Below are 26797 nucleotides of genomic sequence, written 5' to 3'. Positions count from 1 at the left end.
GATGACACATTTTAAACACTATTTTATTGATTTAGATGGGACGATTTATCAAGGGAAAAACCAATTTCCAAGTGGTCGCCGCTTTATTGAACGCTTAAAACAAGCGCAGATAGATTATCTTTTTGTGACGAATAATTCAACTAAAACACCGGCCGAAGTTGCTGAAAACTTAACCCTGAACCATGATATTCCGACCACGGAAGCACAAGTGTATACGAGTGCCATGGCCACGGCGGATTATCTAGTTAATCAACAAGTGCAGCGTGCTTTAGTAGTCGGGGAAGTTGGATTGACAGATGCACTTGAGCGCCAAGGAATTGACATTGTGCAAACGGCTCAGGAACAACCACAAGCAGTAGTGGTTGGTTTGGACCGTAATATTAGCTATGAAAAATTAGCACAAGCAACCTTGGCCATCCAAGGTGGAGCAGCGTTTATTGCTACTAATGTTGATACAAATTTGCCAAATGAGCGGGGCTTATTGCCGGGGGCGGGAACCATAGTGGCAGCAGTACAAACTGCGACGCAAACCGAACCTGTGGTGATTGGTAAGCCGGCTACACCAATTATGCAACAAGCTTTAAAGCGGGTTGATGCCATTCCTGATGAAGTGATCATGGTTGGAGACAACTATCAAACCGATATTTTGGCCGGCATCAATACTCAGATGGCGACATTATTAGTGTATAGTGGGGTTTCTACACCTGAACAAATAGCGACAGTTGCTCAACAGCCGACTTATGTGGTTGATAGTTTGGATGATTGGTCAATTGAATAAACAAAAAGAGACGAACTAATTTGGTTCGTCTCTTTTTTAGTTTTTAGTTAATTGGTTCGATTTTAACAGCGGTACCGTAAGCTGATACCGAATCACCAATGTCGTTTGAATTGCTATCAAAGCGACAGCAGATGACAGCATTGGCACCTAGCTTTTCAGCTTCTTTTCGTAAACGATCTAAGGCGTCTTGACGTGAGCTTTCTTGTAGCTGGGTGTAGCCTTTAATTTCACCACCAACGATAGCCTTCAAATTTTGACCAATGTTAGAAATAGCATTGCGGGCACGGGTTGTTTGTCCAAAGACTTCGCCTAATGTTTCAACGACTTCATAATTTGCGATATTTTCAGTCGTAGTAACTAAAATTTTTGCCATGTGTGAGCTCCTTTACAATTCAAAGTGACGTTGCAATATATGGTGATTATATCAATAAATACAATGAAACGAAATGAGTTAAAGCGGGATTGTCAATTGTGCGTAAGGCTTACCATGTGTGGAATAGCTTAAATTGGTCTAGTAGTTTTTAAAATTCAGCAATAATTTAGTTTTTCCGATAAGGATACCTTTTTAAATAAGCTATAATACCAATGGGTTTTCGGCCTAATTTAATGGGATAGTTGAGAAATTTACAAATGTAAACATTATCTTTACATTCGTGAGATGTTTCTTTTACATCTATCCCTGATAATAACTATAGTAGCATTAGAATATTAGGAGGCGTTCGTTATGAAACGCAGTTGGATTGTTGGCGCAGCATTGGTTGCTGTCGCAGCAGGACTTTTGTCGTGGGGCTATGTGTCCCGAGAACACAACAGCGGTGAGAATATCACGGCTGTCGGCTCTACCGCTTTACAACCCTTGGTGGAAGCTGCCGGTGAAGATTATGCTGGAAAGCATGAAGGTATTTTCATCAACGTGCAGGGTGGTGGAACTGGAACTGGTTTAGCGCAAGTGCAATCAGGTGCCGTTGACTTAGGTAATTCAGATATGTTTGCCGAAGAAAAAGATGGGATTGATGCCAAGAAGCTAGTTGATCATAAAGTTGCGGTTGTTGGTATCGCGCCAATGATTAACAAAGATGCAGGCGTTAAAAATTTGACGCAAGCACAATTAATCGACATCTTTACTGGCAAGGTGAAGAATTGGAAGGAAGTCGGCGGTAAAGATATGCCGATTGTTTTGGTTAATCGAGTTGAAGGTTCTGGAACACGAGCTACCTTTGAAAAGTTTGGGCTAAAGGGAGCAAAGTCAGCCGACGCACAAGAACAAGATTCATCTGGAATGGCGCGTTCAATTGTGTCAACAACACCTGGGGCTGTTTCATATGCAGCCTTTGCTTATCTTGATAAATCAATTACCGTCCCAACATTGAATGGTCAAAAAGCGACAAGTGAGAATGTTGAGAACGGAAACTGGCCAATTTGGTCATATGAACATATTTATACAAAGGGTCAACCAAAGGGCGAGGTTAAAGCGTTCCTTGACTCGATTATGTCAAATCACATTCAAAAGACATTGGTACCACACTTGGGATACATCTCAATTCATGATATGAATGTTGAACGTGATGAAAACGGACATATGACAAAAGCTAAGTAAAAAAGGAGTACGGGAACATGGATGAAATCCGTGAATCACTATTAAAGAAATCAAAATCAGCGAAGAAAGATCAATTTGGACGCATTATTTCATTTGCGGCCTTGGCCTTGATTGTCGTTGTTGTGATTTCAATCTTTTATTTTGTTGCTTCAAAAGGGTTAGCAACCTTCTTTACTGATCATGTTAATCTTTGGAGTTTCTTGACGGGTTCAGAATGGGCCCCTGGTCAAGTTGACGACCATGGGCAACCATTAGCCGGTGCAGCGCCAATGATTGTAGGATCGTTTTTGGTAACATTGTTGGCTGCTTTGATTGCGACCCCTTTTGCAATCGGAACAGCAGTTTTTATGACTGAAATTTCACCTAAGCGTGGTGCTAAGATTTTGGGACCAGTCACAGAATTGTTGGTTGGAATTCCATCAGTTGTTTACGGATTTATTGGATTGTCTGTGATTGTGCCATTTATGCGGACAGTCTTTGGTGGTTCTGGATTTGGAATCTTATCTGGAGCCATGGTGCTATTTGTTATGATCTTGCCAACGGTTACATCAATGACTGTTGATACACTACGTGCTGTTCCACGTCATTATCGTGAATCTGCTTTAGCCTTAGGCGCAACCCGTTGGCAAATGATTTACAAGGTGATTTTGCGCGGTGCCACACCTGGAATTTTGACGGCATCAGTGTTTGGAATGGCGCGTGCTTTCGGTGAAGCATTGGCGGTGCAAATGGTAATTGGTAATGCGGCTTTGATGCCACAAAACTTGGTATCACCAGCCTCAACCTTGACATCAGTTTTGACGCAAGGAATTGGAAATACGGTTATGGGTTCACTTGAAAATAATGCTTTGTGGAGCTTGGCCTTGATTCTATTGCTTATGTCATTGGTATTTAATTTGGCAATTCGTGCAATTGCTAAGAAGGGAGCTATGTAATGATTAAGCCCAAAACAGCTGATAAAATCGCCACAGGCGTACTTTATGCCATTGCCGGGATTGTCATTTTAATCTTGGCTGCCTTGCTTGGCTATATCTTAATTCAAGGGGTGCCCCATTTGTCATGGCACTTCCTAACTGCTCCAGCAACTGCTTTTACTGCTGGTGGTGGAATTGGGATTCAACTTTTTAATTCGCTTTACTTGTTACTTATTACGATGTTGCTTTCATTCCCAATTGCATTGGGAGCTGGAATTTATTTAAATGAATACGCTAATCCAAAGAGTAAAATTACTGGACTAGTGCGCATGACGATTGAGATTTTGTCATCCCTTCCATCAGTAGTTGTGGGATTGTTTGGTTTCTTGCTGTTCGTTGTGCAATTTAAACTTGGTTTCTCAATCCTTTCTGGTGCGATTGCCTTAACATTCTTTAACTTGCCTTTGTTGACGCGCTCAATTGAGGATGCTTTGGCAACAGTACCAAACTTACAACGTGAGGCGGGAGCTGCACTTGGCCTATCTCGCTGGGAAACGGTTGGTCATGTTATCTTGCCGGCCGCTTTGCCTTCAATTGTGACTGGGGTTGTTTTGTCAGCTGGTCGTGTCTTCGGTGAAGCCGCTGCTTTGATTTATACGGCTGGACAATCAGCACCAGCCTTGAACTTCACGGATTGGAATCCATTTAATATTTCAAGTCCATTGAATATTATGCGGCCTGCTGAAACATTAGCCGTGCATATTTGGAAGATCAACTCTGAAGGAATTATGCCAGACGCAACCGCTGTATCAGCTGGTTCATCAGCCGTGTTGATCATTGTAGTATTGCTCTTTAACTTCTTAGCGCGTTACTTAAGCAGCTATTTGTACAAGCGCTTAACGTCAACGAAGTAAGAAAGGACTTGGATATGACTGAGAACGATATGACTTCGTTAAATTTTGATGAAGTACAACCAGAACGAAATATTTATAAAATGGGTGCTAACCAAGAAGTCGCCCTTTCAACTGAAAACTTAAAGGTGTCATACGGGAATAAAGTGGCCTTGACGGATGCTGATTTACAATTTGAACGTTTTAAGATTACCTCATTGATTGGGGCTTCTGGATCAGGTAAATCAACTTTCTTGCGGTCATTGAACCGGATGAATGATGATGTTGCTACTGTTGACGGTCAAATTATGTATCGTGGTTTGGACATCAATTCGAAAGACATTGATGTTTATGAGATGCGTAAGCATATTGGTATGGTTTTTCAACGCCCAAATCCTTTTGCTAAGTCAATTCGTGAAAACATCACCTTCGCTTTGAAGCAACATGGTCTTCGTGATAAAGCTATCTTAGAGGAACGTGTGGAAACATCATTAAAGCAGGCTGCTTTGTGGGATGAAGTTAAGGACGATTTGGATAAGTCAGCTCTAGCTTTGTCTGGTGGGCAAGCGCAACGTTTGGTCATTGCCCGTGCAATCGCTATGCAACCTGATATTTTGTTGCTTGATGAACCAGCTTCTGCCTTAGATCCAATTTCTTCTTCAAAGGTTGAAGATACATTGTTAGATCTAAAGGATAAGTACACAATTATTATTGTGACGCATAATATGCAACAAGCGGCCCGGATTTCTGATTACACAGCGTTCTTCCATCTTGGTAAGGTTGTTGAATATGATGAAACACGTAAGATCTTTACACGCCCTAAGGTCCAATTAACAATTGATTATGTTAATGGTAACTTTGGTTAGGAGCTAGAAAATGACAGATAAGCTTTTAAAAACAGAAAATGTACATTTGTATTACGGTGAAAATGAAGCCTTGCATGGCATTAATTTAGATTACGATCAATATGGTATCACTGCTTTGATTGGGCCTTCAGGTTCTGGTAAGTCAACTTATTTACGTGCTTTAAACCGGATGCATGATTTGCAAGATAACGTTACGGTTAATGGTACGTTCATGTTTAAAGGTCGCGATATGTATGCACCTGATATGGACACGGTTGAGTTACGTAAGCAAATTGGCATGGTGTTCCAACAACCAAATCCTTTCCCATTCTCAATTTATGATAATGTCGCTTTTGGTTTGCGGATTTCAGGTGAAAAAAATAAGGCCGTTTTAGATGAAAAAGTTGAAACTTCATTGAAGCAAGCGGCTGTTTGGGATGAAGTGAAAGATGATTTGCATAAGTCAGCTTTGTCACTTTCAGGTGGACAACAACAACGTGTTTCAATTGCTCGTGCTTTAGCAACGGAGCCAGAAATTTTGTTGTTGGATGAGCCAACGGCAGCGCTTGACCCTGTATCATCACACAAAGTAGAGAATACATTGATGGCCTTGCGTGACCAATACACAATGATTATTGTGACGCACTCTATGTCACAAGCATCACGTATTTCTGACCGGACAGCATTCTTTATGAATGGAAACTTGGTTGAAGTGAATACGACTAAGCAGATGTTCTTAAATCCTGTCGAAAAGGAAACGCAAGATTATATTTCTGGCCGTTTCGGTTAACAATTAGGTATAATAAATAAAAAAAGTGAGGTGACTCGTATGCGTCGTATGTATGATGAAGAATTAGCAGATTTGGATACATCCTTTAAAGAGATGGGCTTACTAGTTTCAGAAACGCTTGAGAAGTCAGTCCAAGCCTTTTTAGACCATGATCGTGAATCAGCCCAAGAAATTATTGATAATGACAAGGCGATTAACGAACGTGAAATTGCCATTGAAAAGAAGAGTTTTGAAATGATTGCGCTTTACCAACCCGTGACAACTGACTTGCGTGAAATTGTGACAATTTTAAAAGCGGTCTCTGTTTTGGAACGAATCGGTGATAATGCACGAAACATTGCGATCTCAACGATTCATATGAAGGGTAATAAGCGTGTTGCTGAAATTGAAGAATTGATTGGCCGTGAGGGAACTAAGGTTGCCAAGATGGTTAGTGAAGTATTGGACTACTATGTTAACAATGATGTTAGTGGTACTGAAAAGATTTCTTCAGAAGCCAAGCAAGTCAGCCAAGAAACGAATGAAATTCGTAACAAGTCAATCAAGGCGATGGAAGATGATCCTGAAATCGTTGAAACAGCAACGGATTACATCGTTGTTGGTGGTTACTTGAAGCGTACGGCTGATTACGTGACTGATATTGCCGAGTGGATTGTTTACAAGCGGACTGGAAAGATTGTTGAATTGAATCCTGGTACATCTTCATATTTGTAATGTAAAATAAAAGCACTGAGATTATTCAGTGCTTTTTTATTTGGAGGAAAAGACGATGAAGGTTACAAAGGTTACCCAGCAAAGACGCCCTGGCCGTTATAATATCTATTTTGATGATGAATTTGGGATTGCTGTTGATGAAAAGGTCTTAATCGATTTTAACCTCTTTAAGGGAACAGAAATTGACGAGGAGCAATTGGATGAAGTTAAAACGGCAGAATACGAACAGAAAGCCTATTCTGCTGGGTTGTTATATGCAACGGGTCAATTACATTCACGTTATCAGGTCTATCTGAATTTACGGGACAAGGACTTCCCTCAGGATACCATTAATCGTGTTTTAGACCGACTAGAAGCAGCTAATGTAATTAACGATGCGACCTTTGCGCAAACATATGCGCAAAATATGGCTGATAGTGGAAAGTTTGGTCGAAAGGGGACCGCTGAAAAATTAAAGAGCTGGGGTGTAAAGGCAAATCTTGTTGAGGATGCACTTGATGTTTATCCTTATGAGCGTGAGGTAGACCATTTAGCCGTTGAAGTACCTAAAATAATGGCTAAAAATCAACGTGGTTCACATCAAATGGCTGAACAAAAGGTCATGCAAAAGCTGTTACAAAAGGGCTTTTCAGCAACGAATATCAAACGAGCTCTGGCTGATTATGATGAAAGTATCGAAAATGATCAAGATGAAGAATTTGAAAACTTGCGCCGTGATGGTCAAAAAGCATTTGAACGGTATCATCAATACTCTGGGTGGGATCAGACGCAACGTGTTAAAAGCTATTTAGCACGACGAGGCTATCGTTTCGACGATATCAACCATTTTGTATCGGATTACCTTGAAAATAATTAGTTATTTTACGCACCTCTGTCCGTCGGCGTGATACAATAAAAGAGGAATTTAAGGTGAGAGACTGTGAGGGCTTGAATCATGAAGGATGGTCGATTACCCCGTGAAGGGGACTTCATAACGATCAAAAGTTACAAGCATGATGGCAGTTTACACCGAACTTGGCGTGACACAATGGTGTTAAAAACTAGTGAAAATGAGATTATTGGTCTCAATGACCACACTGTGGTGATTGAAGATGATGGTCGCCGGTGGGTGACCCGTGAACCTGCAATTGTTTATTTTCATCGTAAATATTGGTTTAATATCGTTGCAATGTTGCGTGATAATGGTGTGTCCTATTATTGTAATTTGGCCTCTCCGTTTGTTTTAGATAAAGAAGCATTGAAGTATATTGATTATGATTTAGACGTGAAGGTCTTTCCCGATGGTGAACGCCGTTTGCTCGATGCGGACGAGTATGAGCAACATCGTGCCAAATGGCATTACTCCAATGATATTGATTACGTGCTAAAAGAACATGTAAAGATACTAGTGGATTGGATTAAAAATGAACGTGGACCATTTTCAAAAGCTTATGTGGACTTGTGGTATCGCCGTTATCTGGAGATTAAACGACGAAATTGATCGTTATGTAAAAAATGTGGCCATGGGTCACATTTTTTTATTTTAATTGATATACTAGTAACAGAAAGCAAAAGGGGTGTGACAATGAAGAAAATCATTATTACCTTAATTGTATTATTATTGGGAGCCGGATTGGGATTTGGCGCCTACACTATGGTACAAGATCATCGTTATCAACAAGAAATTTCTGAAGCCAAAAAAGAAGTCAAAGCGGCTGATTGGGACCAGGCTGAAAAGCATTATAAAAAGGCGCAGTCAATTAAAATGACGCCAACAACGCAAACGGCATTGACGCAGTTAGACCATGCTAAAAAAGCTGGTCAAGCGGCCAAAGATGAAAATTATCATCTTGCGCAATCACAATATCAAACGGCTTTAAATGTTGATGATGGACTACAAGTCATTAATTCTGCTGTTTCTTCTCGTTTGCAGGTAGTTGATAAAGACAGCCGTACCCATGTTGAAACACAAGCACGAATGGAATCTGAGCGTAAGGCTCGTTCATCGGCAATTCAAGCTTCAAAGGATGCAAGCTATTCTCGAGAAGACAGTCGAGAAATCTCAAAGCAAAAAGCAAAATCAGCATCAATGTCAAAAGCGAAGGCTAAGAAGCAAGCGCACACCCACACTGATGCGAATAAGCATCATTCAAAGACCTCCGAAAAAAGTGCTTCATAGAATTGATGCGCGCTTAAAAATAAAAACAGTTGATTAAACAGGCCAGGGTTATTGAACCAAGGCCTGTTTTTCGTTATACTAAATTGTTAAGTTTTAAGAATTTATAAAATAAGTAAAGATTAAGGGTGGAAAAGATGGCATCTTTTGAAGAAGAATTAAAAAAGCGCCGGACGTTTGCGATTATTTCCCATCCCGACGCGGGTAAAACAACGATTACTGAGCAAATGCTTTTGCTTGGTGGTGTTGTCCGTGAAGCGGGAACGGTCAAAGGCCGTAAAGGAAATTTTGCAAAGTCGGACTGGATGGAAATTGAGCAAAAACGTGGAATTTCTGTGACGTCATCCGTGTTACAGTTTGATTTTCAAGGTAAGCGCATCAATATCCTGGATACACCAGGGCACGAAGATTTCTCAGAAGATACTTACCGGACATTGATGGCGGTTGACTCGGTTATCATGGTGGTGGATTCAGCCAAAGGTATTGAGCCACAAACCAAAAAATTGTTTGAAATTGTTAAAGAGCGGCACATTCCAATTTTTACTTTCTTCAACAAGTTAGACCGTGATGGACGACCACCCCTTGATTTGGTTGATGAATTGGAATCAACTTTAGGTATTGATGCTTATCCAATGAATTGGCCGATTGGTTCAGGACAAATTTTGTCAGGTCTATTCGACATGTATCATAATCGGGTTGAAGTTTATCATCCTGAAAATGAAGCTGAACGTTTTTTGCCATTAAATGCTGAAGGAACTGATTTAGCTGAGCCTAATCCAATCCAACAAGCACCAGCGTGGGACGAGACACGTGATGAAGTTGAAATGCTGAAGGATGCGGGTAATGAATTCGACGAAGATCGGGTATTGAAGGGTGATTTAACTCCTGTTTTCTTTGGATCAGCTTTGACAAACTTTGGAGTCGAGACATTCTTAGAGACATATATGAATTATGCGCCAGCGCCAGGTAGCAAAAAAACTGTGGATGATAAGGAAATTGAGCCTGACAATCCAGAGTTTTCAGGTTTCGTCTTTAAGATTCAAGCTAACATGAATCCAAATCACCGTGATCGCATCGCTTTTGTACGAGTGGTTTCTGGTGAGTTTAACCGTGGGATGGATGTGACCTTAGCGCGGACAGGTAAGAAAATGAAGTTATCAAATGTCACTGAATTTATGGCTGATTCACGAGAAAATGTTGAAACAGCTGTGCCTGGTGATATTATTGGACTTTACGATACTGGAAATTTCCAAATTGGTGACACGATTTATGGTGGTAAAAAGCCGGTTGAATTTGAAGAGTTGCCAACTTTTACTCCTGAATTGTTTATGCATGTACATGCGAAAAATGTGTTGAAGCAAAAGTCATTCCATAAAGGGGTGACCCAGTTGGTACAAGAAGGAACGATTCAAATGTATACCGCTTGGGATTCAGGTGATTATATCTTGGGAGCTGTTGGTTCTTTGCAATTTGAAGTGTTCCAATTCCGAATGGAAAATGAATATAATACTGAAGTGGTTTTGGAACCAATGGGTTCTAAAATTGCGCGTTGGATTAATCCAGAACAATTAGATCCAAAGATGGCTTCATCACGAAACTTGCTCGTACGTGATCGAAATGAACAACCAGTTTTCTTGTTTGAAAACCAATTTGCTGAACGCTGGTTTAAGGATAAGTATCCAGATGTTGAATTGGAGGCGAAGTTGTAATGTGGACTTCGACTGTAATGCTTGCCTTGCAAATGTTTGCTTTGATTTTGATTGTCCCAACAGTGATTTATTTTTTGGGGCACCGGCTTTGTCGGCCTTTTCCAAAGCTCTTTAATGCATTGCATGTGATGTTTGGCAGCTATATGTTTTCAGTCGTCTTGGCTGGTTTAACCGTATTGATTGTGAATTAATAGAAAGGGTGGCGCGGGCCATCCTTTTTTTCATACCTTGAAAGATGTTAGAATACTGCTAGATATAAGTGAAGAGGAGATGACTATGGCTGAAATTGATCCCCACCTGCAAAATGCGATGTATGGGACCCCGGAAATTAATCCGGATGAAAAGCACTATTATTTAGGGACGTTTAAAGAACGCGTTTATGCGACGCAACAGATAAAAACGATTGATCAGACTGATTTGATTTTGGCGTGGAAAAATGAAATTAAGCGGCATCCAGCTGGTTTGCTATTATTGAACGGACGTGTTGAAATGACGCAGTTAAATGCTTATATGCAATTAGCCAAACAGCAAGATATTGAATTTCGTTTAGTAAATGACCCAGTATTAATGAAATCACCATTAGGAGTCGTCTATACAGCCAGCCAAGCCATCGAAGGTGGCCCAGTGGCGATCGAGGATACAGTGACTCCTGTAGTAACAGAGCAGAACCAAGCCGAAGCAAAAAAGCCTTGGTATAAGCGTCTATTTTAAAGTAAAAATGATTTGAGGAGGATGATTGTGATGCAAAAACCATTAGCATATCGCATGCGTCCTAAAAATATTGATGAGGTGGTGGGTCAAGAAGACTTAATTGGACCTGGCAAAATCATTCGGCGAATGGTTGAAGCCAAGATGTTGTCATCCATGATTCTATATGGACCACCTGGAACAGGAAAAACAAGTATTGCCAGCGCCATTGCTGGATCAACTCAATATGCCTTTCGAACTTTAAATGCTGCAACTGATACCAAAAAAGATTTACAGCAGGTCGTTGAAGAGGCAAAAATGAGTGGCACAGTGGTATTGCTGCTTGATGAAATTCATCGCTTGGATAAGACAAAACAAGATTTTCTCTTGCCACATTTGGAAAGTGGTGAAATTGTGATGATTGGTGCCACAACGGAGAATCCATATTTGTCAATTAACCCGGCGATTCGGTCACGAACCCAAATTTTTGAAGTTCAGCCGTTGCAGCCATCGGATCTTGAAACAGCAATTAACCGAGCCCTAACAGATTCACAGAATGGATTAGGTAATTTTAAAGCCACGCTGACCCCTGAAGCAATGCAACATCTGATTCACGTCACAAATGGGGATCTGCGTGCGGCTTTGAATGCGTTGGAATTGGCAGTTAAATCGACAAAGCCAGATGCTGAAGGCAAAATTGTGATTGATTTGCCGATTATCGAGGAAACGGCACAGCAGGGAACCTTGGTCGCTGATAAAGATGGGGATGCCCATTATGATGTGATATCGGCCTTGCAAAAGTCAATTCGGGGGAGTGATGTTGATGCGGCTTTGCATTACTTAAGTCGCTTGATTTTAGCAGGAGATTTACAGAGCATTGTGCGTCGGCTACAAGTTATTGCCTATGAGGATATTGGTTTAGCTAATCCGGCTGTGGTTGAACGTGCGGTGACAGCGATTCACGCAGCTGAAAAATTAGGCTTCCCTGAGGCGCGGCTTCCTTTGGCAAATGCGGTTATAGAATTGGCGCTCTCGCCAAAGTCAAATTCGGCGATGACAGCGATTGATGCGGCGATGCAGGATGTGCAGACCAAGCGGACCGGTGATGTGCCAAAGCACCTGAAAGATGCGCATTACAAAGGTGCCAAAGATTTGGGACGTGGCGTAGAGTATCTATATCCACATAATTATCCGAATGACTGGGTAGCTCAGCAATATTTGCCAGATAATATTAAAGATAAGCAGTATTTTAAAGCTGAAGGGAATTCGAAAGTTGAACAGGCTTATGTTGATCAATATCAGCGTTTGAAGCAAGCTCAGCAGAACGGCTTGAAAAAATAAGGCGTGAAAAATTGCATGAGCCGGTGTATACTAAACGAAAGCGAATTCCTTGAGCATACGCGTAGCTCTAACATCTAAAGTTGCTTTACACTTTTTCGAATGGGGATGTCGGGAAGCCGGCGGGACAAGCCAGTTTCAACTGGAAGTCGTTAACGCTGACTTATTCACCCACCTTTGCCATCGAAGCCGACTTAGAAGAGCTAACTAACGGTGCTATACAAGTGTTCGTCCTCCACCGTTACAACTTGGTTGTAGTGGTGGAGTTTTTATTAGGAGTAGATTATGATTATTACGATTTTGTATTTGATTTTTTTGTTAATTTTAGGTTTTATTGCCGCCTATATGTGGCTTAATAAACAGCACTTATTGGGTTTGAACACTCAAGATTCCTTGCGTTTGACGCGATGGGCGGTGCCATTTTTAATCATTGATATTGTTTTTACGGGGGTAATGCTTTGGTGGCGTGGACCAGAGTCATTTATGCCGATGCTTGGTTTGATGACAGGTGGGTTGGTGTTACCGGTAATTGGATTGATTATCGTACAACGGAATTTTGATTAATTGTAAAGCGCTTACAAAAAAGGTATAATATTACTAGATAGAGATGCCCAAGTGGAGGTAGAAAGATGATTGATAATTATCAAAGTATTCTGGTGCCAGTTGATGGTTCTAAAGAGGCGGAAGCCGCTCTGGACAAGGCAATAAAAATTGCCTTGCGGAATGGCCCAGAAACTAAATTGGAAATTTTACATGTGATTGATACGCGTTCGTTCCAAAATGTGAGTGATTTTCAATCAACTATGTATGACCAAGTTGCTGAAACTGCCCGCAAAACGATGGATGGTTATTTGAAACAAGCTCAAGATGCTGGTGTAACTAATGCAGAGTTTACTATCGAATATGGAGCACCTAAAAGTGTCATTGCTGAATATGCTCCAAAGAAATTTGACACTGATTTGATTGTCATTGGAGCCACTGGTCTCAATGCGATGGAACGCTTCCTAATTGGGTCAGTAACTGAGTATGTTGTGCGGGCGGCCAAGGTAGATACTTTGGTGGCGCGGATGCCTGAAGATTCAGAAAAGTAAGCAATTTGAAGCATGATCACACTTGATCGTGCTTTTTTTATGCATTTTTTTGGACACAACGTGTATAATGTGGATAGATAATAAAGATGGAGCTCGATATATAATGACAGAAAAGCAAGAAAATAGTAATTTGATTGCATCAACTTTAACCAATCCAATGGGAACGACCGTGATTGGTCATGTGAATGGGGATGATTTAACCATTCGTTTGACGCAAGCGGATGGTCAACTTGTTTCATTACCAGTCGATGCTGGTGGTGATTTTGTTTATCGTTATGATGAGCCAATTAGTGATGCGACCTTAACCGTTGAAGCACTACGAAATGGGGAAGTGGTTGACCGGGTCGATGCTGAAATTGAGATGCCAGCGCCAGTTGTCACTGGGGTAGTATCTACGCGTGATGACCAACGTTATTTGGAAGGTCGCGTTAATCAACCAGATACGTCTGTGGCAGTTCAAGTAATGGGTGAGCAAATTGATGTGGTCGTCGATGATAATCGTGAATTTGAAATGTTGTTGCCACAAGAAGTAAATGTGGAAGAAATTGTTTTAACCTGTGTGAATGAAAAAACACATAAGCGTGGTCATAGCAAGGTGAGCCTGGGGGTAACCTCAAAAACACAAGCAATGCCAATCTTGACTGATGAAATGATTCACGATTACCAAGAACAACAAGCGCCACAAGCAAAGCCTGAAGCCACAGTGCAGTCTGATCAAACGACCGCTCCAGTGGCGGAATCCGAACATGATTTTAGTGTTCCGGATCATCAGAACGAATATCAATTTGAAAGCTTGACTGATGATGATGTGGTCTCACAAAATCCTGCGGATAATGTGCAACTAGCTGATGGTTCAGATACAGCCACGACCTCAGCGGATGAAACAAAAGCTGCTTCACGGAGTCAACAGACTAAGAAGTCGGGCTTTTTCGCCAAGTTGTTTGGAAAGTTATTTTAATTAAATTGAAAAATCGCGACAATTTTTAACAAAATGTTTTGCTAAAAATTGTTTTTTTATTGTCAGAATAGGATTAGGAGGAAGCACTATGTCGGCAGTGATTAGTGGAATGATTTTGGGCTTTGCGTTCATCGCCCCAATTGGGATGCAAAATTTGTATGTTTTTAATTCAGCGATGAATAACCCGTTAAAGCGGGCTTTGTTATATGTTTTCTTTGTATGGTTGGCGGATTCATCATTTTCAGTGGTGGCTTACTTTGGGATGGGAGCCATTATTAATTCCAACCAGTTATTAAAATTAATCGTCATGATTTTAGGGGGCTTATTGGTTGTTTATATTGGTTGGAGTATTCTTCGTTCAGCTAACCAAGTGAACTTAAATGCTGAACAAAATCAATTGTCAGCAGGGAAAGCTTTTGTAACAGCTTTTATTGTTACTTGGGCTAATCCACAAGCTTTGGTTGATGGCAGTTTGATGTTAGGGGCGACACGGGCCAAGTTAGCGGATGCCGATGTGATTCCATTTATCATTGGTGTCTTAATTGCCACATCATTATGGTTCTTAATTATTACGATTTTCGTCAATATCTTCAAAAATCGCCTTTCAAAGCGTGCCTTTGTGCTTGTTAATCTTGTATCAGGTTTAATCATGGTCGGTTATGGAATTTACTTCTTGTTTGGAGCAGCGCAAATGTTGCTTGGATAAAGCTGGCTTGCGTTTAAATGAAAAAACCAGTAAAATAATTTCTATAGCAATGCATTAGAGGAGTAAATAGCGCTTAACTTTTTAGAGAGTGTGGACGGTGTGAGCACACAAGTTAATGCTGTTGAAGGTAGCTAATGGGCTTTATGAGTGAAACAAGTAGCTGATAACGTGAGAGACGCGTTAAGTTCTAATTGAGATAGAAACGGTAACGTTTTTAAATCAGGTGGTACCGCGAATGATTCGTCCTGATCACATGTTTAACATGTGGTGAGGACTTTTTTTATGCAAAATAAACGAAATGAATGGAGTGATTTGATGCGTGATATAGATATGCCTGGAAAGTATGATTCCAAAGCAGTTGAAGCTGGCCGCTATGATAAGTGGCGCGAGGAAGGGCGTTTTGAGCCATCTGGTAATGATAAGGCTCGTCCGTATTCGATTGTGATTCCACCGCCTAATGTCACTGGAAAGTTGCATTTAGGACATGCGTGGGATGTTACATTACAAGATATTTTGATTCGTCAAAAGCGAATGCAGGGTTATGATACGGTGTGGATCCCTGGAATGGACCACGCTGGAATTGCGACCCAAGCTAAGGTTGAACAACGTTTAGCTGAGTCAGGCGTTTCGCGTTATGACTTAGGACGTGAGAAGTTTGTTGATCAAGTTTGGGATTGGAAGAATGAATATGCTGAAACAATTCACGATCAATGGGCTAAAATGGGAATCTCTGTTGATTATAACCGAGAGCGCTTTACCCTAGATGACGGACTATCAGAGGCCGTGCGGAAGGTCTTTGTTGATTTGTATAACAAAGGTTTGATTTATCGTGGCGAATATATTATCAATTGGGATCCAAAGGCTCGGACTGCTTTGTCTGATATTGAGGTGATTCATGAAGATGATGAAGGGGCTTTTTATCACGTAAAGTATCCATTTGTTGATGAAAATGATGAATTTAATGGTAAGCCTTATATTGAAATTGCAACGACACGTCCTGAAACAATGTTTGGGGATGTGGCGGTTGCAGTACATCCAAGTGATGATCGTTATCGTGATTTAGTGGGTAAGACTGTACGAGTGCCATTGGTTGACCGTGAAATTCCAATCATCGCCGATGAATATGTTGATCCTGAATTTGGTTCTGGAATGGTAAAGATTACGCCAGCGCATGATCCAAATGATTTTGCTGTAGGTAATCGTCACGATTTGGAACGCATCAATACAATGAATGATGATGCTAGCATGAATGAAAATGCTGGTAAGTACAATGGTATGGATCGTTTCGAAGCGCGGACAGCAATTGTTGATGATTTGCAAGAACAAGGTTATATGCTTGAGATTGAACCAATTGTGCACGCGGTTGGTCATTCTGAACGGACAGGGGTGCAAGTTGAATCACGTTTGTCAACGCAATGGTTCGTCAAGATGGGACCTTTAGCTAAGCAAGCTTTGGATATGCAAAAGGATCCTGATGAAAAGGTTAACTTCCATCCTGAGCGTTTTGAGGGAACGTACGAACGTTGGATGGAAAACATTCATGATTGGGTGATTTCACGTCAATTGTGGTGGGGACACCAGATTCCAGCTTGGTACCATAAGGAAACGGGCGAAGTTTACGTTGGTATGGAAGCGCCAGAAGATGCCGAAAACTGGGAGCAAGATCCAGATGTTTTGGATACATGGTTCTCATCAGCTTTGTGGCCATTTTCAACGATGGGCTGGCCAGATGAAGATGCGGCTGATTTTAAGCGTTACTTCCCAACTAATACATTGGTAACGGGTTACGATATTATTCCTTTTTGGGTTTCACGCATGATTTTCCAATCAAAGGAATTCACTGGTGAACGACCATTTAAGGATGTTTTGATTCACGGTTTGATTCGTGATGAACAAGGCCGTAAGATGTCAAAGTCATTGGGGAATGGCATTGATCCAATGGAAGTAATTGATAAGTATGGTGTTGATGCTTTGCGTTGGTTCTTAGCAACTGGTTCAACACCTGGCCAAGATATGCGTTTCTCATATACTAAGATGGATGCAGCTTGGAACTTTATCAACAAAATTTGGAATGCTTCACGTTATGTCATTATGAATTTGGATGATGATACAAAGCCTGAGCTTCCAGAAGATATGAGTCAGCTTTCATTGGCTGACCGTTGGATTTTGTCACGTTTGAATACGACGGTTGATGCTGTGTTGAAGAACTTTGACAAGTTTGAATTTGGGGAAGCCGGTCGAGCTCTCTATAATTTCTTGTGGAATGACTTTGCCGATTGGTATATTGAAATGACCAAGGAAACGTTGAATGGTGATGATGAGGCGGCTAAGAAGAATGTGCAAGCTGTCTTAGCATATGTTTTGGACCAAACATTGCGTTTGATGCACCCAATCATGCCATTTGTGACTGAGGAAATTTATCTTGATATGCCAGTGCACGAATATGACAGCATTATGAATGCTACTTTCCCTGAGGTCCATGCTGAATTAGCAGATCCAGTAGCTGAATCTGATTTCCAAAGCTTGGTTGAACTGATTACAGCGGTACGAACTATTCGGACGGAAGCAAATGCGCCAATGTCAACGGCAGTGGATGTCTTGATTGAAACGGCTGATGAAAATCTACAACGTATTTTCAAGGAAAATTCAGATTATATTAATCGTTTCGTTAAGCCAAAGCAATTAACAATCGCTTCTGAAATTGAAGCACCAACCTTGGCGATGACCAAAGCGCTTTCTGGTGGACAGGTCTATGTGCCATTGGCTGAATTGATTGATATTGATGACGAAATTGCACGCTTGGAAAGTGAAGCGAAAAAGTACGCTGGTGAAGTTAAGCGTAGTTCAGGCAAGCTTTCAAATGAAAAGTTTGTTAATTCTGCACCTGAAGCTGTGGTTGCAGCAGAACGTGAAAAGCTTGCTGATTGGGAAGCTAAATTGGCCACAACGAATGCTCGTTTAGCAGAATTAAAAGCAGCTAAAGATGCTTAATGCCATTTGAAAAAGGATGTTACCGTGATGGTGACATCCTTTTTTGATGAACGAATGATATGTGTTGAAGCTGGTGGATGCGTGACGGATGCGTCTGGATACGATAAAATGACAATAGACATTTGAATTGAAGGGGACGTAATGATAAAAATTGAAACAGCAGCAGATGCCATTGCTTACATTCATAGTCGTCATAAATGGTCAAAAACGCCATCGTTTAAGCGTATCAATGCTTTACTTGATGCATTGGGTCATCCGGAGCGGGCCAACCAGTATATTCATGTGACTGGAACCAATGGAAAAGGCTCTACTAGTAAGATGATTACGCGAATTTTGCGGACGGCAGGCTTGCAAGTTGGTTTATTTACGTCACCTTTTATTGAGCGATTTAATGAACGGATCCAAGATAATGATGGCCAAATTAAGGACGCTGATTTATTAGCAGCCGTTCAAACAGTTGCACCGATTGCAGAACGCTTAGATCAGCAGCTAGAAAATGGTGGGCCGACTGAATTTGAAACTCTAACGGCAACGATGTTTGTCTATTTCCAACAACATCCAGTTGACGTGATTGTATTAGAAGTTGGTGTTGGGGGAACCTGGGATTCAACGGAGGTAATACCGGATAAACTAGCGGCAGTCATTACAAATGTTGGTTATGATCATATGCGAATCTTAGGTAATACCCTAGCTGAAATTGCCGAGGCCAAGGCGGGTATTTTGCAACCTAAGCGGCCGGTGATTATTGGGCCATTAGCGCTTGAAGCTAAACAAGTAGTTATAGATCGAGCCGCACAAATTGATGCACCGGTCGTTGCTTTTGGTGTAGATTTTAAAAATGAACCTCAAGCACAACAAGCACTTTTTGGTGAAACATTCAATTTTGTTGGAACACAAATGATTCCAGAGATTCATCTTGCGTTAACGGGTGCTTATCAACAAATTAATGCCAGTGTTGCTATTGAAACGGCTTTGACTGTGGCACCAAAATTGCACATACAGTTAGATGCGACGATAATTAGAACCGCTTTGGCGGATGTCTTTTGGCCTGCACGTTTTGAAAAAATTGCTGACAATCCATTAACAATTATTGATGGTGCTCATAATCCGCAAGGAATTGCAGCCCTAAAAACGACGTTGGAAGATCGTTTTGTTAAGCAACAACAGCCGTTTCATCTGATTGTCGGGATTCTTGCTGATAAACATTTTGGCGAGATGTTAGAAGACTTGGCAACAATTCCAAATGTGCAACTGCATGTGGTGCATTTCGATGCGCCAAACCAACGGACGGATATTTCAAAAAGTGCCTTACAAGCATTGCCTGAGGGACTTAATATCGACTACCAAAGTGACTGGTATGCCTTGTATCAGCACCTACAGTCACAAGGACAACCAATTGTCTTTACGGGTTCGTTGTATTTTGTATCGGAAGTACGATCAAAAATAAAAACAAATAATGAAATAGGTGAGACGAACGTATGATTATTTTACAAGCAAGTGATGTGGCGCGCCGATTTAATGGTGTTACATTTTTTGAACATATTTCGCTTCAAGTGAATGAAAAAGCGCGAATTGGTTTAGTTGGCAGAAATGGGGCTGGAAAGTCCACGTTATTGAAAATGCTGATTGGTGAGACTCAACCTGATGAGGGTGAAGTGTCGATGAAGCGTGGCATTAAATTGGCCTATCTGGCACAGAATTCAGGTTTGGATTCGGAACTATCCGTATATAATGAAATGTTAACGGCTTTTGATGATGTCATTGAATTAGAGCAACAAATGCACCAAATGGAAGCACAAATGGTGGCTGCCGAAGACTATGAGAGTGAAGATTATCAGAAGCTCTTAGCTGATTATGATCAAGCGCAACATGATTTTGAAGAAAAGAATGGCTACGGTTATGATGCTAAGATTCGCGGGGTCTTACATGGCTTTGGCTTTGATGAAAGTTTCTATGACCGTAAGGTGTCAACTTTGTCGGGGGGCCAGCGGACGCGTTTGGCGATTGCAAAACAGTTGTTGGAGACGCCTGATTTACTCATTTTGGATGAGCCGACGAACCATCTGGATATGGAGACTTTGGCTTGGCTAGAACAATATTTGCAAAATTACAAGGGTGCGCTATTGATTGTTTCGCATGATCGTTATTTCTTGGATCGTGTTGTAAATGAAATTTATGATATGCATTCAGGGGTCTTGGACCATTATGTTGGTAACTATAGTGATTTTATGCAACAAAAAGAAGCAAAAATTGTTGCTGAACAAAAGGCCTATGATAAACAACAAGGTGAAATTGCCAAGTTAGAAGACTTTGTGGCGCGTAATATTGTGCGAGCATCTACGACGAAACGGGCCCAATCACGTCGTAAACAATTGGAACGCATGCAAAAGATTGAACCGCCTAAGAATGATTCAGGGGTTGCCCGTATTACATTCTCCACCACTGAATCATCTGGAAATGAAGTGTTGCGTGTCAACGATTTGAAATTAGGCTATGATGCAACCAATGTTTTAGCTGAACCGGTTAATGTTGCAGTTGATAAGCAACATGCTGTGGCACTAGTTGGACCGAATGGGGTTGGTAAATCAACTTTGATTAAAACCATTTTGGGACAGTTGCCAGTATTAGCTGGTGAGATTAAATTAGGGGCGAATGTTCAAATTGGCTACTATGATCAGGAACAGCAAACGCTTGATCCTAAGAAAACAGTGTTGGATACAGTTTGGGATGAACACCCCACCATGCCTGAAAAAGATGTTCGTTCGATTTTGGGTTCATTCATGTTTAGTGGTGAAGCAGTTGATAAAAAGGTTTCGGCCTTATCTGGTGGTGAGCGGGCACGTTTATTGTTGACAAAATTGTCGATGGAAAATGCAAACTTCCTAATTTTGGATGAGCCAACCAATCATTTGGATATTGATTCGCGGGAAGTCTTAGAGACTGCTTTGAATGAATACAACGGAACGATTTTCTTTGTTTCGCATGATCGCTACTTTATTAATGAGGTTGCTTCTGAGGTTGTCGAATTAACGCCAGATGGCACAAATTTTTATGATGGCGATTATGACTATTATCTAGAGAAACGGGTTGAAAATGCTCCCCAAGTCGATGAGGCTGTTCAAAAAGCGGCTAATGATGCGACAAAAAAGCCTAAAGCAGCCAATTCAGCTGATGAGTTTGCGAACCGCAAAGCCCAACAAAAGGAATTACGCAAAGCCAATCGTGAATTAGAAACGCTTGAAAATGAAATGGCTGAGGTTGAAAAAGAACAGCAAGCTGTCAGTGAGCAATTAAATGATCCTGAAATCGGAAATGATTTGGCAAAGTTGACTGAATTGTCAACACAAGCACAAACGTTGGAAGAACGGATGGCTGAGTTGGAGGAGCGTTGGACCAATGTGTCCATTCAAGTTGAAGAATTAACCCAAACAAGTGATTAAAATAAAGCGAAGAGATTCTAATTGAATTTCTTCGCTTTTTTTAAAAATAAGGTTGCTTTTTTATGAGGGTGTGCTAATATAGATAGTGTTGATTGGCACTTAGATATATAGAGTGCTAAATATTATGAAAGTAACTGGAGGTTGTTTGACAATGATTAAGCCATTAGGAGATCGAGTTGTATTGCAGGTTGAAGAAGAACCAGAGCAGAGCGTCGGTGGTATTTATATTGCCTCAAATGCCCAAGAAAAGTCAGTGAAAGCAAAGGTTGTCGCTGTTTCAGAACAATCTGTTGGTGATTTAACTGCACCACAGGCTGTTAAGGTTGGCGACGAAGTCATCTTTGACAAGTATGCTGGTTCAGAGCTTTCCGTTGACGGCCAAGATTATCTTGTCGTTCACGAAAAAGATATTGTTGCAATTTTTTAATTAATAAATGAAATAAACTTTTTAAAAAGATAACAGTTAAAACGTAGGTTTTAGAAAATAGAGGTGAATACTTATGGCTAAAGATATTAAGTTTTCAGAAGATGCACGTTCAAAGATGCAAGCTGGTGTTGACCAACTTGCTGATACAGTAAAAACAACCATTGGACCTAAGGGCCGTAACGTTGTATTGGAGCAAGGATATGGTGCTCCTACCATTACTAATGATGGTGTCACGATTGCTAAGTCAATCGATTTGGAAGATCACTTTGAAGACATGGGCGCAAAGTTAGTTGCTGAAGTTGCTTCAAAGACAAATGATATTGCTGGTGACGGAACTACTACTGCAACAGTTTTGACACAAGCTATCGTTAACGAAGGTATGAAGAATGTAACTGCCGGTGCTAACCCAGTTGGGGTTCGCCGTGGTATTGAAAAGGGAACCGATGCTGCTGTTTCAGCTTTGCACGACATGTCAAAGACTGTTTCAACTAAGGATGAAGTCGCCCAAATCGCTTCTATCTCAGCTGCTAACGATGAAGTTGGTAATTTGATTGCTGAAGCAATGGAAAAGGTTGGTAATGACGGTGTTATTACCATTGAAGAATCAAAGGGAATCGATACAACATTGGATGTTGTTGAAGGTATGCAATTTGATCGTGGTTACTTGTCACAATACATGGTAACTGACGAAAACAAGATGGAAGCTTCTTTGGATAATCCATATATCTTGATTACAGATAAGAAGATTTCAAACATCCAAGACATTTTGCCATTACTACAAAGTGTTGTTGAGCAAGGTCGCTCATTGTTGATTGTTGCTGATGATATCAGTGGTGAAGCATTGCCAACACTTGTTTTGAACAAGATGCGTGGAACATTTAATGTTGTTGCGGTTAAGGCACCTGGCTTTGGTGACCGTCGTAAGGAGCAATTACAAGACTTGGCTGTCCTAACTGGTGGTACTGTTATCACTGACGACCTTGGCTTGAGCTTGAAGGATGCTAACATCTCACAACTTGGACAAGCTGCTCGTGTTACTGTAACTAAGGACACAACAACTGTTGTTGAAGGAGCTGGATCTAAGGAAGCTATTTCAGAACGGGTTGCTTTGTTGAAGAAGCAAATCTCAGAGACAACTTCAGACTTTGATCGTGAGAAGTTGCAAGAGCGTTTGGCTAAGTTAGCTGGTGGTGTGGCTGTCATTAACGTTGGAGCCGCTACTGAAACTGAGTTGAAGGAACGCAAGTATCGTATCGAAGACGCCTTGAATGCTACACGTGCTGCGGTTGAAGAAGGCTTCGTTGCTGGTGGTGGAACTGCTTTGGTTAATGCTATTCCAGCTGTTGAAGCACTTTCTGAAGAAGGTGATGTTCAAACTGGAATTAACATTGTAAAGCGTGCTCTTGAAGAACCAGTACGTCAAATCGCTGAAAATGCTGGTGTTGAAGGTTCAGTTGTGGTTAACAAGCTTAAGGAACAACAACAAGGAACTGGATTCAATGCTGCAATCGGTGAGTGGGTTGATATGATTAATGCTGGTATCGTTGACCCTACTAAGGTAACGCGTTCTGCTTTGCAAAACGCTGCATCTGTTTCAGCATTGTTGTTGACGACTGAAGCTGTTGTCGCAGAACAACCAAAGGATGAAGCACCTGCTGCACCTGCTGCACAACCTGGTATGGGCGGCATGATGTAATTCAATAATCTCTTAAATAAAGAAAGCATTAAACGGAATTCCGCTTAGTGCTTTTTTTTACAATATCCTAAAAAGAAACATGGACATTAAAAATGTTTAGCACTACAATAGCCAATGTTAATTAAAAAAGAACTAGGAGCAGTGTGATGTGGCGTTTTATAAAGAGGTTACTAATTGGTAAGCCACTTAAAACTTTAGATGAGGGAACGCAACAGCTAACGCGGACAAAAGCGTTAGCATTATTGTCTTCTGACGCGTTGTCTTCAGTTGCTTATGGAACTGAACAGATTACAACTGCATTGCTTGCCGCTGGGACGGTTGCTTTGTGGTGGCAATTACCAATTGCTGGGCTTGTGTTGATCTTGTTGGCGGCAATTGTCTTGTCTTATCGACAAATTATTCATGCTTACCCGGGCGGCGGTGGAGCTTATGTGGTGACTTCTGAGAATTGGGGTCGTAATGCTGGCTTGGTTGCCGGTGGGTCGTTATTGGTTGATTATATGTTAACGGTTGCCGTATCGGTTGCTTCAGGAACTGAGGCGATTACGTCGGCTTTGCCGATGTTACGGCCGTATACTGTTGCCATTGCGATTATGATGATTTTGATTTTGATGGCTATTAATTTGCGTGGGCTACGCGAATCAGCTACGTTTTTAACTGTCCCAGTCTATTTCTTTATCGTCATGATGCTATTGCTAATCGGCTTTGGTTTTTATAATATTTTAACCGGCAAAATCCAATATCATGCTACAGCTGCGGTTGGCACCAGTTTTGCCGGTGCAACACCTTTGCTCTTTATGTTGGCATTTTCAAGTGGATCTTCATCGCTAACTGGGGTTGAAGCGATTTCAAATGCGGTGCCAAATTTCAAAAAGCCAAAAGCTCGGAATGCGGCAGCAACATTGGGAATTATGGCAATCATTTTGGGGCTCTTCTTTGGTGGGATTACGTTCATGTCTTACTGGTTTGGCTTAGTGCCAAATTCACAGGTGACTTTGCTATCACAGATTGGTGAAAAGGCCTTTGGTCATGGAGCACTCTTTTATGTTTTCCAAGTATCAACTGCTTTAATTTTGGCAGTTGCGGCTAACACCGGTTTTTCTGCGTTTCCACAATTGGCCTATAATTTGGCGAAAGACAAATTTATGCCTCATATTTACTTGGATAAGGGCGATCGTTTGAGCTATTCAAACGGGATTATGTCTTTGGCGGTTGGCGCCATACTGTTGGTATTAATTTTTAATGGTTCCACTGAACGCTTGATTCCATTGTATGCCATTGGTGTTTTTGTGCCCTTCACATTGTCTCAATCAGGAATGATTCGCCATTGGCTTCGTGAAAAGTCTGGCCGTTGGGTTGCTAAGATTTTTATTAATTTTGTAGGTGCGACAATTTCGGCTGTCTTGGTGATTACCTTGATGGTTTTGCATTTTGGATCTGTGTGGCCTTATTTCTTAATCATGCCACTTTTGATTCAAGTTTTCCGGCGAATCAACCGACATTATCGGTTAGTAGCAAAGCAATTACGGGTTATCTCAGAGGAACCAGTTAAGCGCCACACATACTCAGGTTCAACTGTGATTGTGATGGTGTCAAACTTGACAAAAGTGACCGCACAAGCGATTGATTATGCTAAATCAATTGGTGATGTTGTGATTGCGATGCACGTGTCGTTTGATTCAAATCCCCAAAAAGAGCGTAAATTAGGCGAAGAATTCAAGCGTGAATTCCCAGATATTCGGTATGTTGATATTCATTCATCATATCGTTCAATTACAGAGCCAGCGGTCCGCTTTGTTGATGAAATCAATAAGGGTGCTGACTCTCGTAACCATACTTTAACGATTTTGATTCCGCGCTTTGTGCCACGTCATTCATGGCAAAATGCTTTGCATAACCAAAATAGTGTCCGGTTACATAACGCTTTGGCCAATCGTAATGTGATTGTGTCGATGTATTATTATCATTTGAAAGAATAGTTACTATGGCTCGTTATCATACGAGCCTTTTTATTTGCTATACTAGTTATATTAATAAGTCGGGTAAGGAGTTAAAATGAGTGCACAAAAACAAAATCAAGTCCAACGTGAACTGCACGCGCTACACCAGGCTTTTCGGGCTGGTGATGTTTATGAGTCATTAGGTCCTAAAATCGGGGAAATTATTGATAGTCAGCCGGCTTTAGAAGTACCAACGCCGGTGGAACAGTTAAGTACAGATGAAGTTGCTGAAATGTTAGAAACCAGTACGGTGTTACAGCAACAGTTGCTAGCTGGTGATTTACAGACCGTTAGTAATGAACAATTGATTCAATTGGTTAATGCGCTTGGTCAGATTGATCCACGCGTACGTGAGGATGCAGCCTTAAAAACATTGGTTTTGTTGATTCAGGATCAAGTTTTATCAATGGATCAATTGGTGACAGTGCGGATGCATATCCTAAGACCAGAAGTGCTGTTTTATCATATTCGTGAACATGCTAATGCAGGGGTATTCTTACGGTCATATAATCTTTGCTTGTTGTCGGTGATGAAATTGTGGGAACAACCATTACCAATGGATGCACCAGATTATCAAGAGATGGTTGAGTTATTGGCGACGTATATTGTGCAAGAAAATGATACGCGAGGCTTTGTTGACCAACAAGGTTGGGTTAATGCCTATGTCCATATTGCTCATCTATTAGATGCGTTTAACTTTGATAATGACATGCTACGTTTAGATAAAATTTTTCTACTGACAACGTTTTTGGAAAGTTATCGGAGATTAGCGACACCATTAGTTATGGGTGAAGAAAAACATATTGCTTTGTATCTAACTAATCTGTTAAATTTGGATTCAATTTATGTGAATAACTTTTTAATGCAGGTCAAACGGATTCGCCGTGAGTTGGTGCAACAGGGTGAACCACAGGATGAAGCGGGGTGGCATCGTTGGCACAATCAACGCCGCTTATATGAAGCATTGTTAGCACAACCAAAATTGCCAGAAAATGTTAGCAATTATTTAAAAAACATGAATTTTTTCTAGATTTTCACGTTTCGTAAAAAAAGCGTGTTATACTTAGGGTT

General features: G+C 41.0%; 26 protein-coding genes and 1 other annotated feature. Of the genes, 25 read left to right on the top strand and 1 reads right to left on the bottom strand.

Annotated features, from left to right (window positions below; translation table 11 throughout):
* The first annotated feature begins 1 nt into the window (after position 1).
* Positions 2–778: a TIGR01457 family HAD-type hydrolase gene (locus tag JOC36_RS00275; protein ID WP_205144511.1), complete on the top strand. Its 777-nt coding sequence runs from the start codon at positions 2–4 to the stop codon at positions 776–778.
* A gap of 43 nt (positions 779–821) precedes the next feature.
* On the opposite strand, the gene JOC36_RS00270 is transcribed toward JOC36_RS00275, so the two are convergent.
* Entirely contained in the window at positions 822–1151 is a 330-nt protein-coding gene (locus JOC36_RS00270; RefSeq protein WP_205144510.1) for a heavy metal-binding domain-containing protein, read from the bottom strand.
* A gap of 351 nt (positions 1152–1502) precedes the next feature.
* Between JOC36_RS00270 and JOC36_RS00265 the strand changes: the two genes are divergently transcribed.
* The 24 genes from JOC36_RS00265 (at position 1503) to JOC36_RS00150 (ending at position 26756) form a co-directional block, all read left to right on the top strand.
* Positions 1503–2375 carry a phosphate ABC transporter substrate-binding protein PstS family protein gene (locus JOC36_RS00265; RefSeq protein ID WP_205144509.1) on the top strand — a complete coding sequence of 291 codons (873 nt, stop codon included), beginning with the start codon at positions 1503–1505 and terminating at the stop codon, positions 2373–2375.
* 17 nt (positions 2376–2392) lie between these two features.
* Entirely contained in the window at positions 2393–3310 is a 918-nt protein-coding gene (pstC, locus tag JOC36_RS00260) for a phosphate ABC transporter permease subunit PstC (RefSeq protein WP_205144508.1), read from the top strand.
* 2 nt (positions 3311–3312) lie between these two features.
* Positions 3313–4203 carry a phosphate ABC transporter permease PstA gene (pstA, locus tag JOC36_RS00255; RefSeq protein WP_205144926.1) on the top strand — a complete coding sequence of 297 codons (891 nt, stop codon included), beginning with the start codon at positions 3313–3315 and terminating at the stop codon, positions 4201–4203.
* An 80-nt stretch (positions 4204–4283) separates the two neighbouring features.
* Entirely contained in the window at positions 4284–5045 is a 762-nt protein-coding gene (gene pstB, locus JOC36_RS00250) for a phosphate ABC transporter ATP-binding protein PstB (protein WP_420825612.1), read from the top strand.
* Between the two features lie 10 nt (positions 5046–5055).
* Positions 5056–5814, top strand: a complete 759-nt coding sequence (gene pstB, locus JOC36_RS00245) for a phosphate ABC transporter ATP-binding protein PstB (RefSeq protein WP_205144506.1) — start codon at positions 5056–5058, stop codon at positions 5812–5814.
* A 39-nt stretch (positions 5815–5853) separates the two neighbouring features.
* Entirely contained in the window at positions 5854–6528 is a 675-nt protein-coding gene (gene phoU / locus JOC36_RS00240) for a phosphate signaling complex protein PhoU (protein WP_205144505.1), read from the top strand.
* A 55-nt stretch (positions 6529–6583) separates the two neighbouring features.
* Entirely contained in the window at positions 6584–7384 is an 801-nt protein-coding gene (locus tag JOC36_RS00235) for a regulatory protein RecX (protein WP_205144504.1), read from the top strand.
* 78 nt (positions 7385–7462) lie between these two features.
* Complete coding sequence (ntdP, locus tag JOC36_RS00230) at positions 7463–8008, top strand: nucleoside tri-diphosphate phosphatase (RefSeq protein ID WP_205144503.1); 546 nt, start codon at positions 7463–7465, stop codon at positions 8006–8008.
* An 84-nt stretch (positions 8009–8092) separates the two neighbouring features.
* On the top strand, positions 8093–8686 hold the full coding sequence (locus JOC36_RS00225) for a hypothetical protein (protein WP_205144502.1): 594 nt from the start codon (positions 8093–8095) through the stop codon (positions 8684–8686).
* A 134-nt stretch (positions 8687–8820) separates the two neighbouring features.
* Positions 8821–10392 (top strand): peptide chain release factor 3, encoded by a 1572-nt coding sequence (locus JOC36_RS00220; protein ID WP_205144501.1) that lies wholly within the window; start codon positions 8821–8823, stop codon positions 10390–10392.
* On the top strand, positions 10392–10583 hold the full coding sequence (locus tag JOC36_RS00215) for a hypothetical protein (protein ID WP_205144500.1): 192 nt from the start codon (positions 10392–10394) through the stop codon (positions 10581–10583). The genes JOC36_RS00220 and JOC36_RS00215 overlap by 1 nt, the downstream gene beginning before the upstream one ends.
* Positions 10584–10668: 85 nt before the next feature.
* Positions 10669–11103 (top strand): YueI family protein, encoded by a 435-nt coding sequence (locus JOC36_RS00210; protein WP_205144499.1) that lies wholly within the window; start codon positions 10669–10671, stop codon positions 11101–11103.
* Positions 11104–11133: 30 nt separating this feature from the next.
* Positions 11134–12420 (top strand): replication-associated recombination protein A, encoded by a 1287-nt coding sequence (locus JOC36_RS00205; protein ID WP_205144498.1) that lies wholly within the window; start codon positions 11134–11136, stop codon positions 12418–12420.
* Positions 12421–12702: 282 nt separating this feature from the next.
* Positions 12703–12981, top strand: a complete 279-nt coding sequence (locus JOC36_RS00200; protein ID WP_205144497.1) for a hypothetical protein — start codon at positions 12703–12705, stop codon at positions 12979–12981.
* Positions 12982–13046: 65 nt separating this feature from the next.
* Positions 13047–13508 (top strand): universal stress protein, encoded by a 462-nt coding sequence (locus tag JOC36_RS00195; protein ID WP_205144496.1) that lies wholly within the window; start codon positions 13047–13049, stop codon positions 13506–13508.
* Between the two features lie 103 nt (positions 13509–13611).
* Complete coding sequence (locus JOC36_RS00190) at positions 13612–14466, top strand: hypothetical protein (protein WP_205144495.1); 855 nt, start codon at positions 13612–13614, stop codon at positions 14464–14466.
* A gap of 88 nt (positions 14467–14554) precedes the next feature.
* Positions 14555–15172, top strand: a complete 618-nt coding sequence (locus JOC36_RS00185; RefSeq protein ID WP_205144494.1) for a LysE/ArgO family amino acid transporter — start codon at positions 14555–14557, stop codon at positions 15170–15172.
* 40 nt (positions 15173–15212) lie between these two features.
* Positions 15213–15423, top strand: a binding site (T-box leader).
* A gap of 64 nt (positions 15424–15487) precedes the next feature.
* The gene (locus JOC36_RS00180; protein ID WP_205144925.1) at positions 15488–18163 is read left to right on the top strand and encodes a valine--tRNA ligase; all 2676 of its coding nucleotides are present in this window, start codon (positions 15488–15490) and stop codon (positions 18161–18163) included.
* Positions 18164–18304: 141 nt separating this feature from the next.
* Entirely contained in the window at positions 18305–19645 is a 1341-nt protein-coding gene (locus JOC36_RS00175) for a bifunctional folylpolyglutamate synthase/dihydrofolate synthase (RefSeq protein WP_205144493.1), read from the top strand.
* Complete coding sequence (locus JOC36_RS00170; RefSeq protein WP_205144492.1) at positions 19642–21603, top strand: ABC-F family ATP-binding cassette domain-containing protein; 1962 nt, start codon at positions 19642–19644, stop codon at positions 21601–21603. Before JOC36_RS00175 ends, JOC36_RS00170 begins: the two co-directional genes overlap by 4 nt.
* Positions 21604–21754: 151 nt before the next feature.
* Positions 21755–22030 carry a co-chaperone GroES gene (locus JOC36_RS00165; RefSeq protein WP_205144491.1) on the top strand — a complete coding sequence of 92 codons (276 nt, stop codon included), beginning with the start codon at positions 21755–21757 and terminating at the stop codon, positions 22028–22030.
* 73 nt (positions 22031–22103) lie between these two features.
* On the top strand, positions 22104–23726 hold the full coding sequence (groL, locus tag JOC36_RS00160) for a chaperonin GroEL (RefSeq protein ID WP_205144490.1): 1623 nt from the start codon (positions 22104–22106) through the stop codon (positions 23724–23726).
* Between the two features lie 146 nt (positions 23727–23872).
* On the top strand, positions 23873–25705 hold the full coding sequence (locus JOC36_RS00155) for an APC family permease (RefSeq protein ID WP_205144489.1): 1833 nt from the start codon (positions 23873–23875) through the stop codon (positions 25703–25705).
* 76 nt (positions 25706–25781) lie between these two features.
* Positions 25782–26756, top strand: coding sequence for a DUF2785 domain-containing protein (locus JOC36_RS00150; protein ID WP_205144488.1), 975 nt, complete (start codon positions 25782–25784; stop codon positions 26754–26756).
* Positions 26757–26797 lie beyond the last annotated feature (41 nt).

The organism is Weissella uvarum (genome assembly GCF_016908785.1).
In the GTDB taxonomy this organism is placed as follows: domain Bacteria; phylum Bacillota; class Bacilli; order Lactobacillales; family Lactobacillaceae; genus Weissella; species Weissella uvarum.
This window is presented reverse-complemented; position numbering and strand designations above follow the sequence as displayed.

Excerpts from the sequence above, each read along its gene's own strand:
- JOC36_RS00170 (WP_205144492.1), top strand. The coding sequence starts at position 19,642 with ATGATTATTTTACAAGCAAGTGATGTGGCGCGCCGATTTAATGGTGTT.
- phoU (WP_205144505.1), top strand. The coding sequence starts at position 5,854 with ATGCGTCGTATGTATGATGAAGAATTAGCAGATTTGGATACATCCTTT.
- JOC36_RS00180 (WP_205144925.1), top strand. The coding sequence starts at position 15,488 with ATGCGTGATATAGATATGCCTGGAAAGTATGATTCCAAAGCAGTTGAA.
- JOC36_RS00155 (WP_205144489.1), top strand. The coding sequence starts at position 23,873 with ATGTGGCGTTTTATAAAGAGGTTACTAATTGGTAAGCCACTTAAAACT.
- JOC36_RS00165 (WP_205144491.1), top strand. The coding sequence starts at position 21,755 with ATGATTAAGCCATTAGGAGATCGAGTTGTATTGCAGGTTGAAGAAGAA.
- JOC36_RS00205 (WP_205144498.1), top strand. The coding sequence starts at position 11,134 with ATGCAAAAACCATTAGCATATCGCATGCGTCCTAAAAATATTGATGAG.
- pstC (WP_205144508.1), top strand. The coding sequence starts at position 2,393 with ATGGATGAAATCCGTGAATCACTATTAAAGAAATCAAAATCAGCGAAG.
- pstB (WP_420825612.1), top strand. The coding sequence starts at position 4,284 with ATGGGTGCTAACCAAGAAGTCGCCCTTTCAACTGAAAACTTAAAGGTG.
- JOC36_RS00220 (WP_205144501.1), top strand. The coding sequence starts at position 8,821 with ATGGCATCTTTTGAAGAAGAATTAAAAAAGCGCCGGACGTTTGCGATT.
- ntdP (WP_205144503.1), top strand. The coding sequence starts at position 7,463 with ATGAAGGATGGTCGATTACCCCGTGAAGGGGACTTCATAACGATCAAA.
- JOC36_RS00270 (WP_205144510.1), bottom strand. The coding sequence starts at position 1,151 with ATGGCAAAAATTTTAGTTACTACGACTGAAAATATCGCAAATTATGAA.
- groL (WP_205144490.1), top strand. The coding sequence starts at position 22,104 with ATGGCTAAAGATATTAAGTTTTCAGAAGATGCACGTTCAAAGATGCAA.
- JOC36_RS00175 (WP_205144493.1), top strand. The coding sequence starts at position 18,305 with ATGATAAAAATTGAAACAGCAGCAGATGCCATTGCTTACATTCATAGT.
- JOC36_RS00215 (WP_205144500.1), top strand. The coding sequence starts at position 10,392 with ATGTGGACTTCGACTGTAATGCTTGCCTTGCAAATGTTTGCTTTGATT.
- JOC36_RS00185 (WP_205144494.1), top strand. The coding sequence starts at position 14,555 with ATGTCGGCAGTGATTAGTGGAATGATTTTGGGCTTTGCGTTCATCGCC.
- JOC36_RS00225 (WP_205144502.1), top strand. The coding sequence starts at position 8,093 with ATGAAGAAAATCATTATTACCTTAATTGTATTATTATTGGGAGCCGGA.
- pstB (WP_205144506.1), top strand. The coding sequence starts at position 5,056 with ATGACAGATAAGCTTTTAAAAACAGAAAATGTACATTTGTATTACGGT.
- JOC36_RS00200 (WP_205144497.1), top strand. The coding sequence starts at position 12,703 with ATGATTATTACGATTTTGTATTTGATTTTTTTGTTAATTTTAGGTTTT.
- JOC36_RS00210 (WP_205144499.1), top strand. The coding sequence starts at position 10,669 with ATGGCTGAAATTGATCCCCACCTGCAAAATGCGATGTATGGGACCCCG.
- JOC36_RS00150 (WP_205144488.1), top strand. The coding sequence starts at position 25,782 with ATGAGTGCACAAAAACAAAATCAAGTCCAACGTGAACTGCACGCGCTA.
- JOC36_RS00235 (WP_205144504.1), top strand. The coding sequence starts at position 6,584 with ATGAAGGTTACAAAGGTTACCCAGCAAAGACGCCCTGGCCGTTATAAT.
- JOC36_RS00190 (WP_205144495.1), top strand. The coding sequence starts at position 13,612 with ATGACAGAAAAGCAAGAAAATAGTAATTTGATTGCATCAACTTTAACC.
- JOC36_RS00275 (WP_205144511.1), top strand. The coding sequence starts at position 2 with ATGACACATTTTAAACACTATTTTATTGATTTAGATGGGACGATTTAT.
- JOC36_RS00195 (WP_205144496.1), top strand. The coding sequence starts at position 13,047 with ATGATTGATAATTATCAAAGTATTCTGGTGCCAGTTGATGGTTCTAAA.
- JOC36_RS00265 (WP_205144509.1), top strand. The coding sequence starts at position 1,503 with ATGAAACGCAGTTGGATTGTTGGCGCAGCATTGGTTGCTGTCGCAGCA.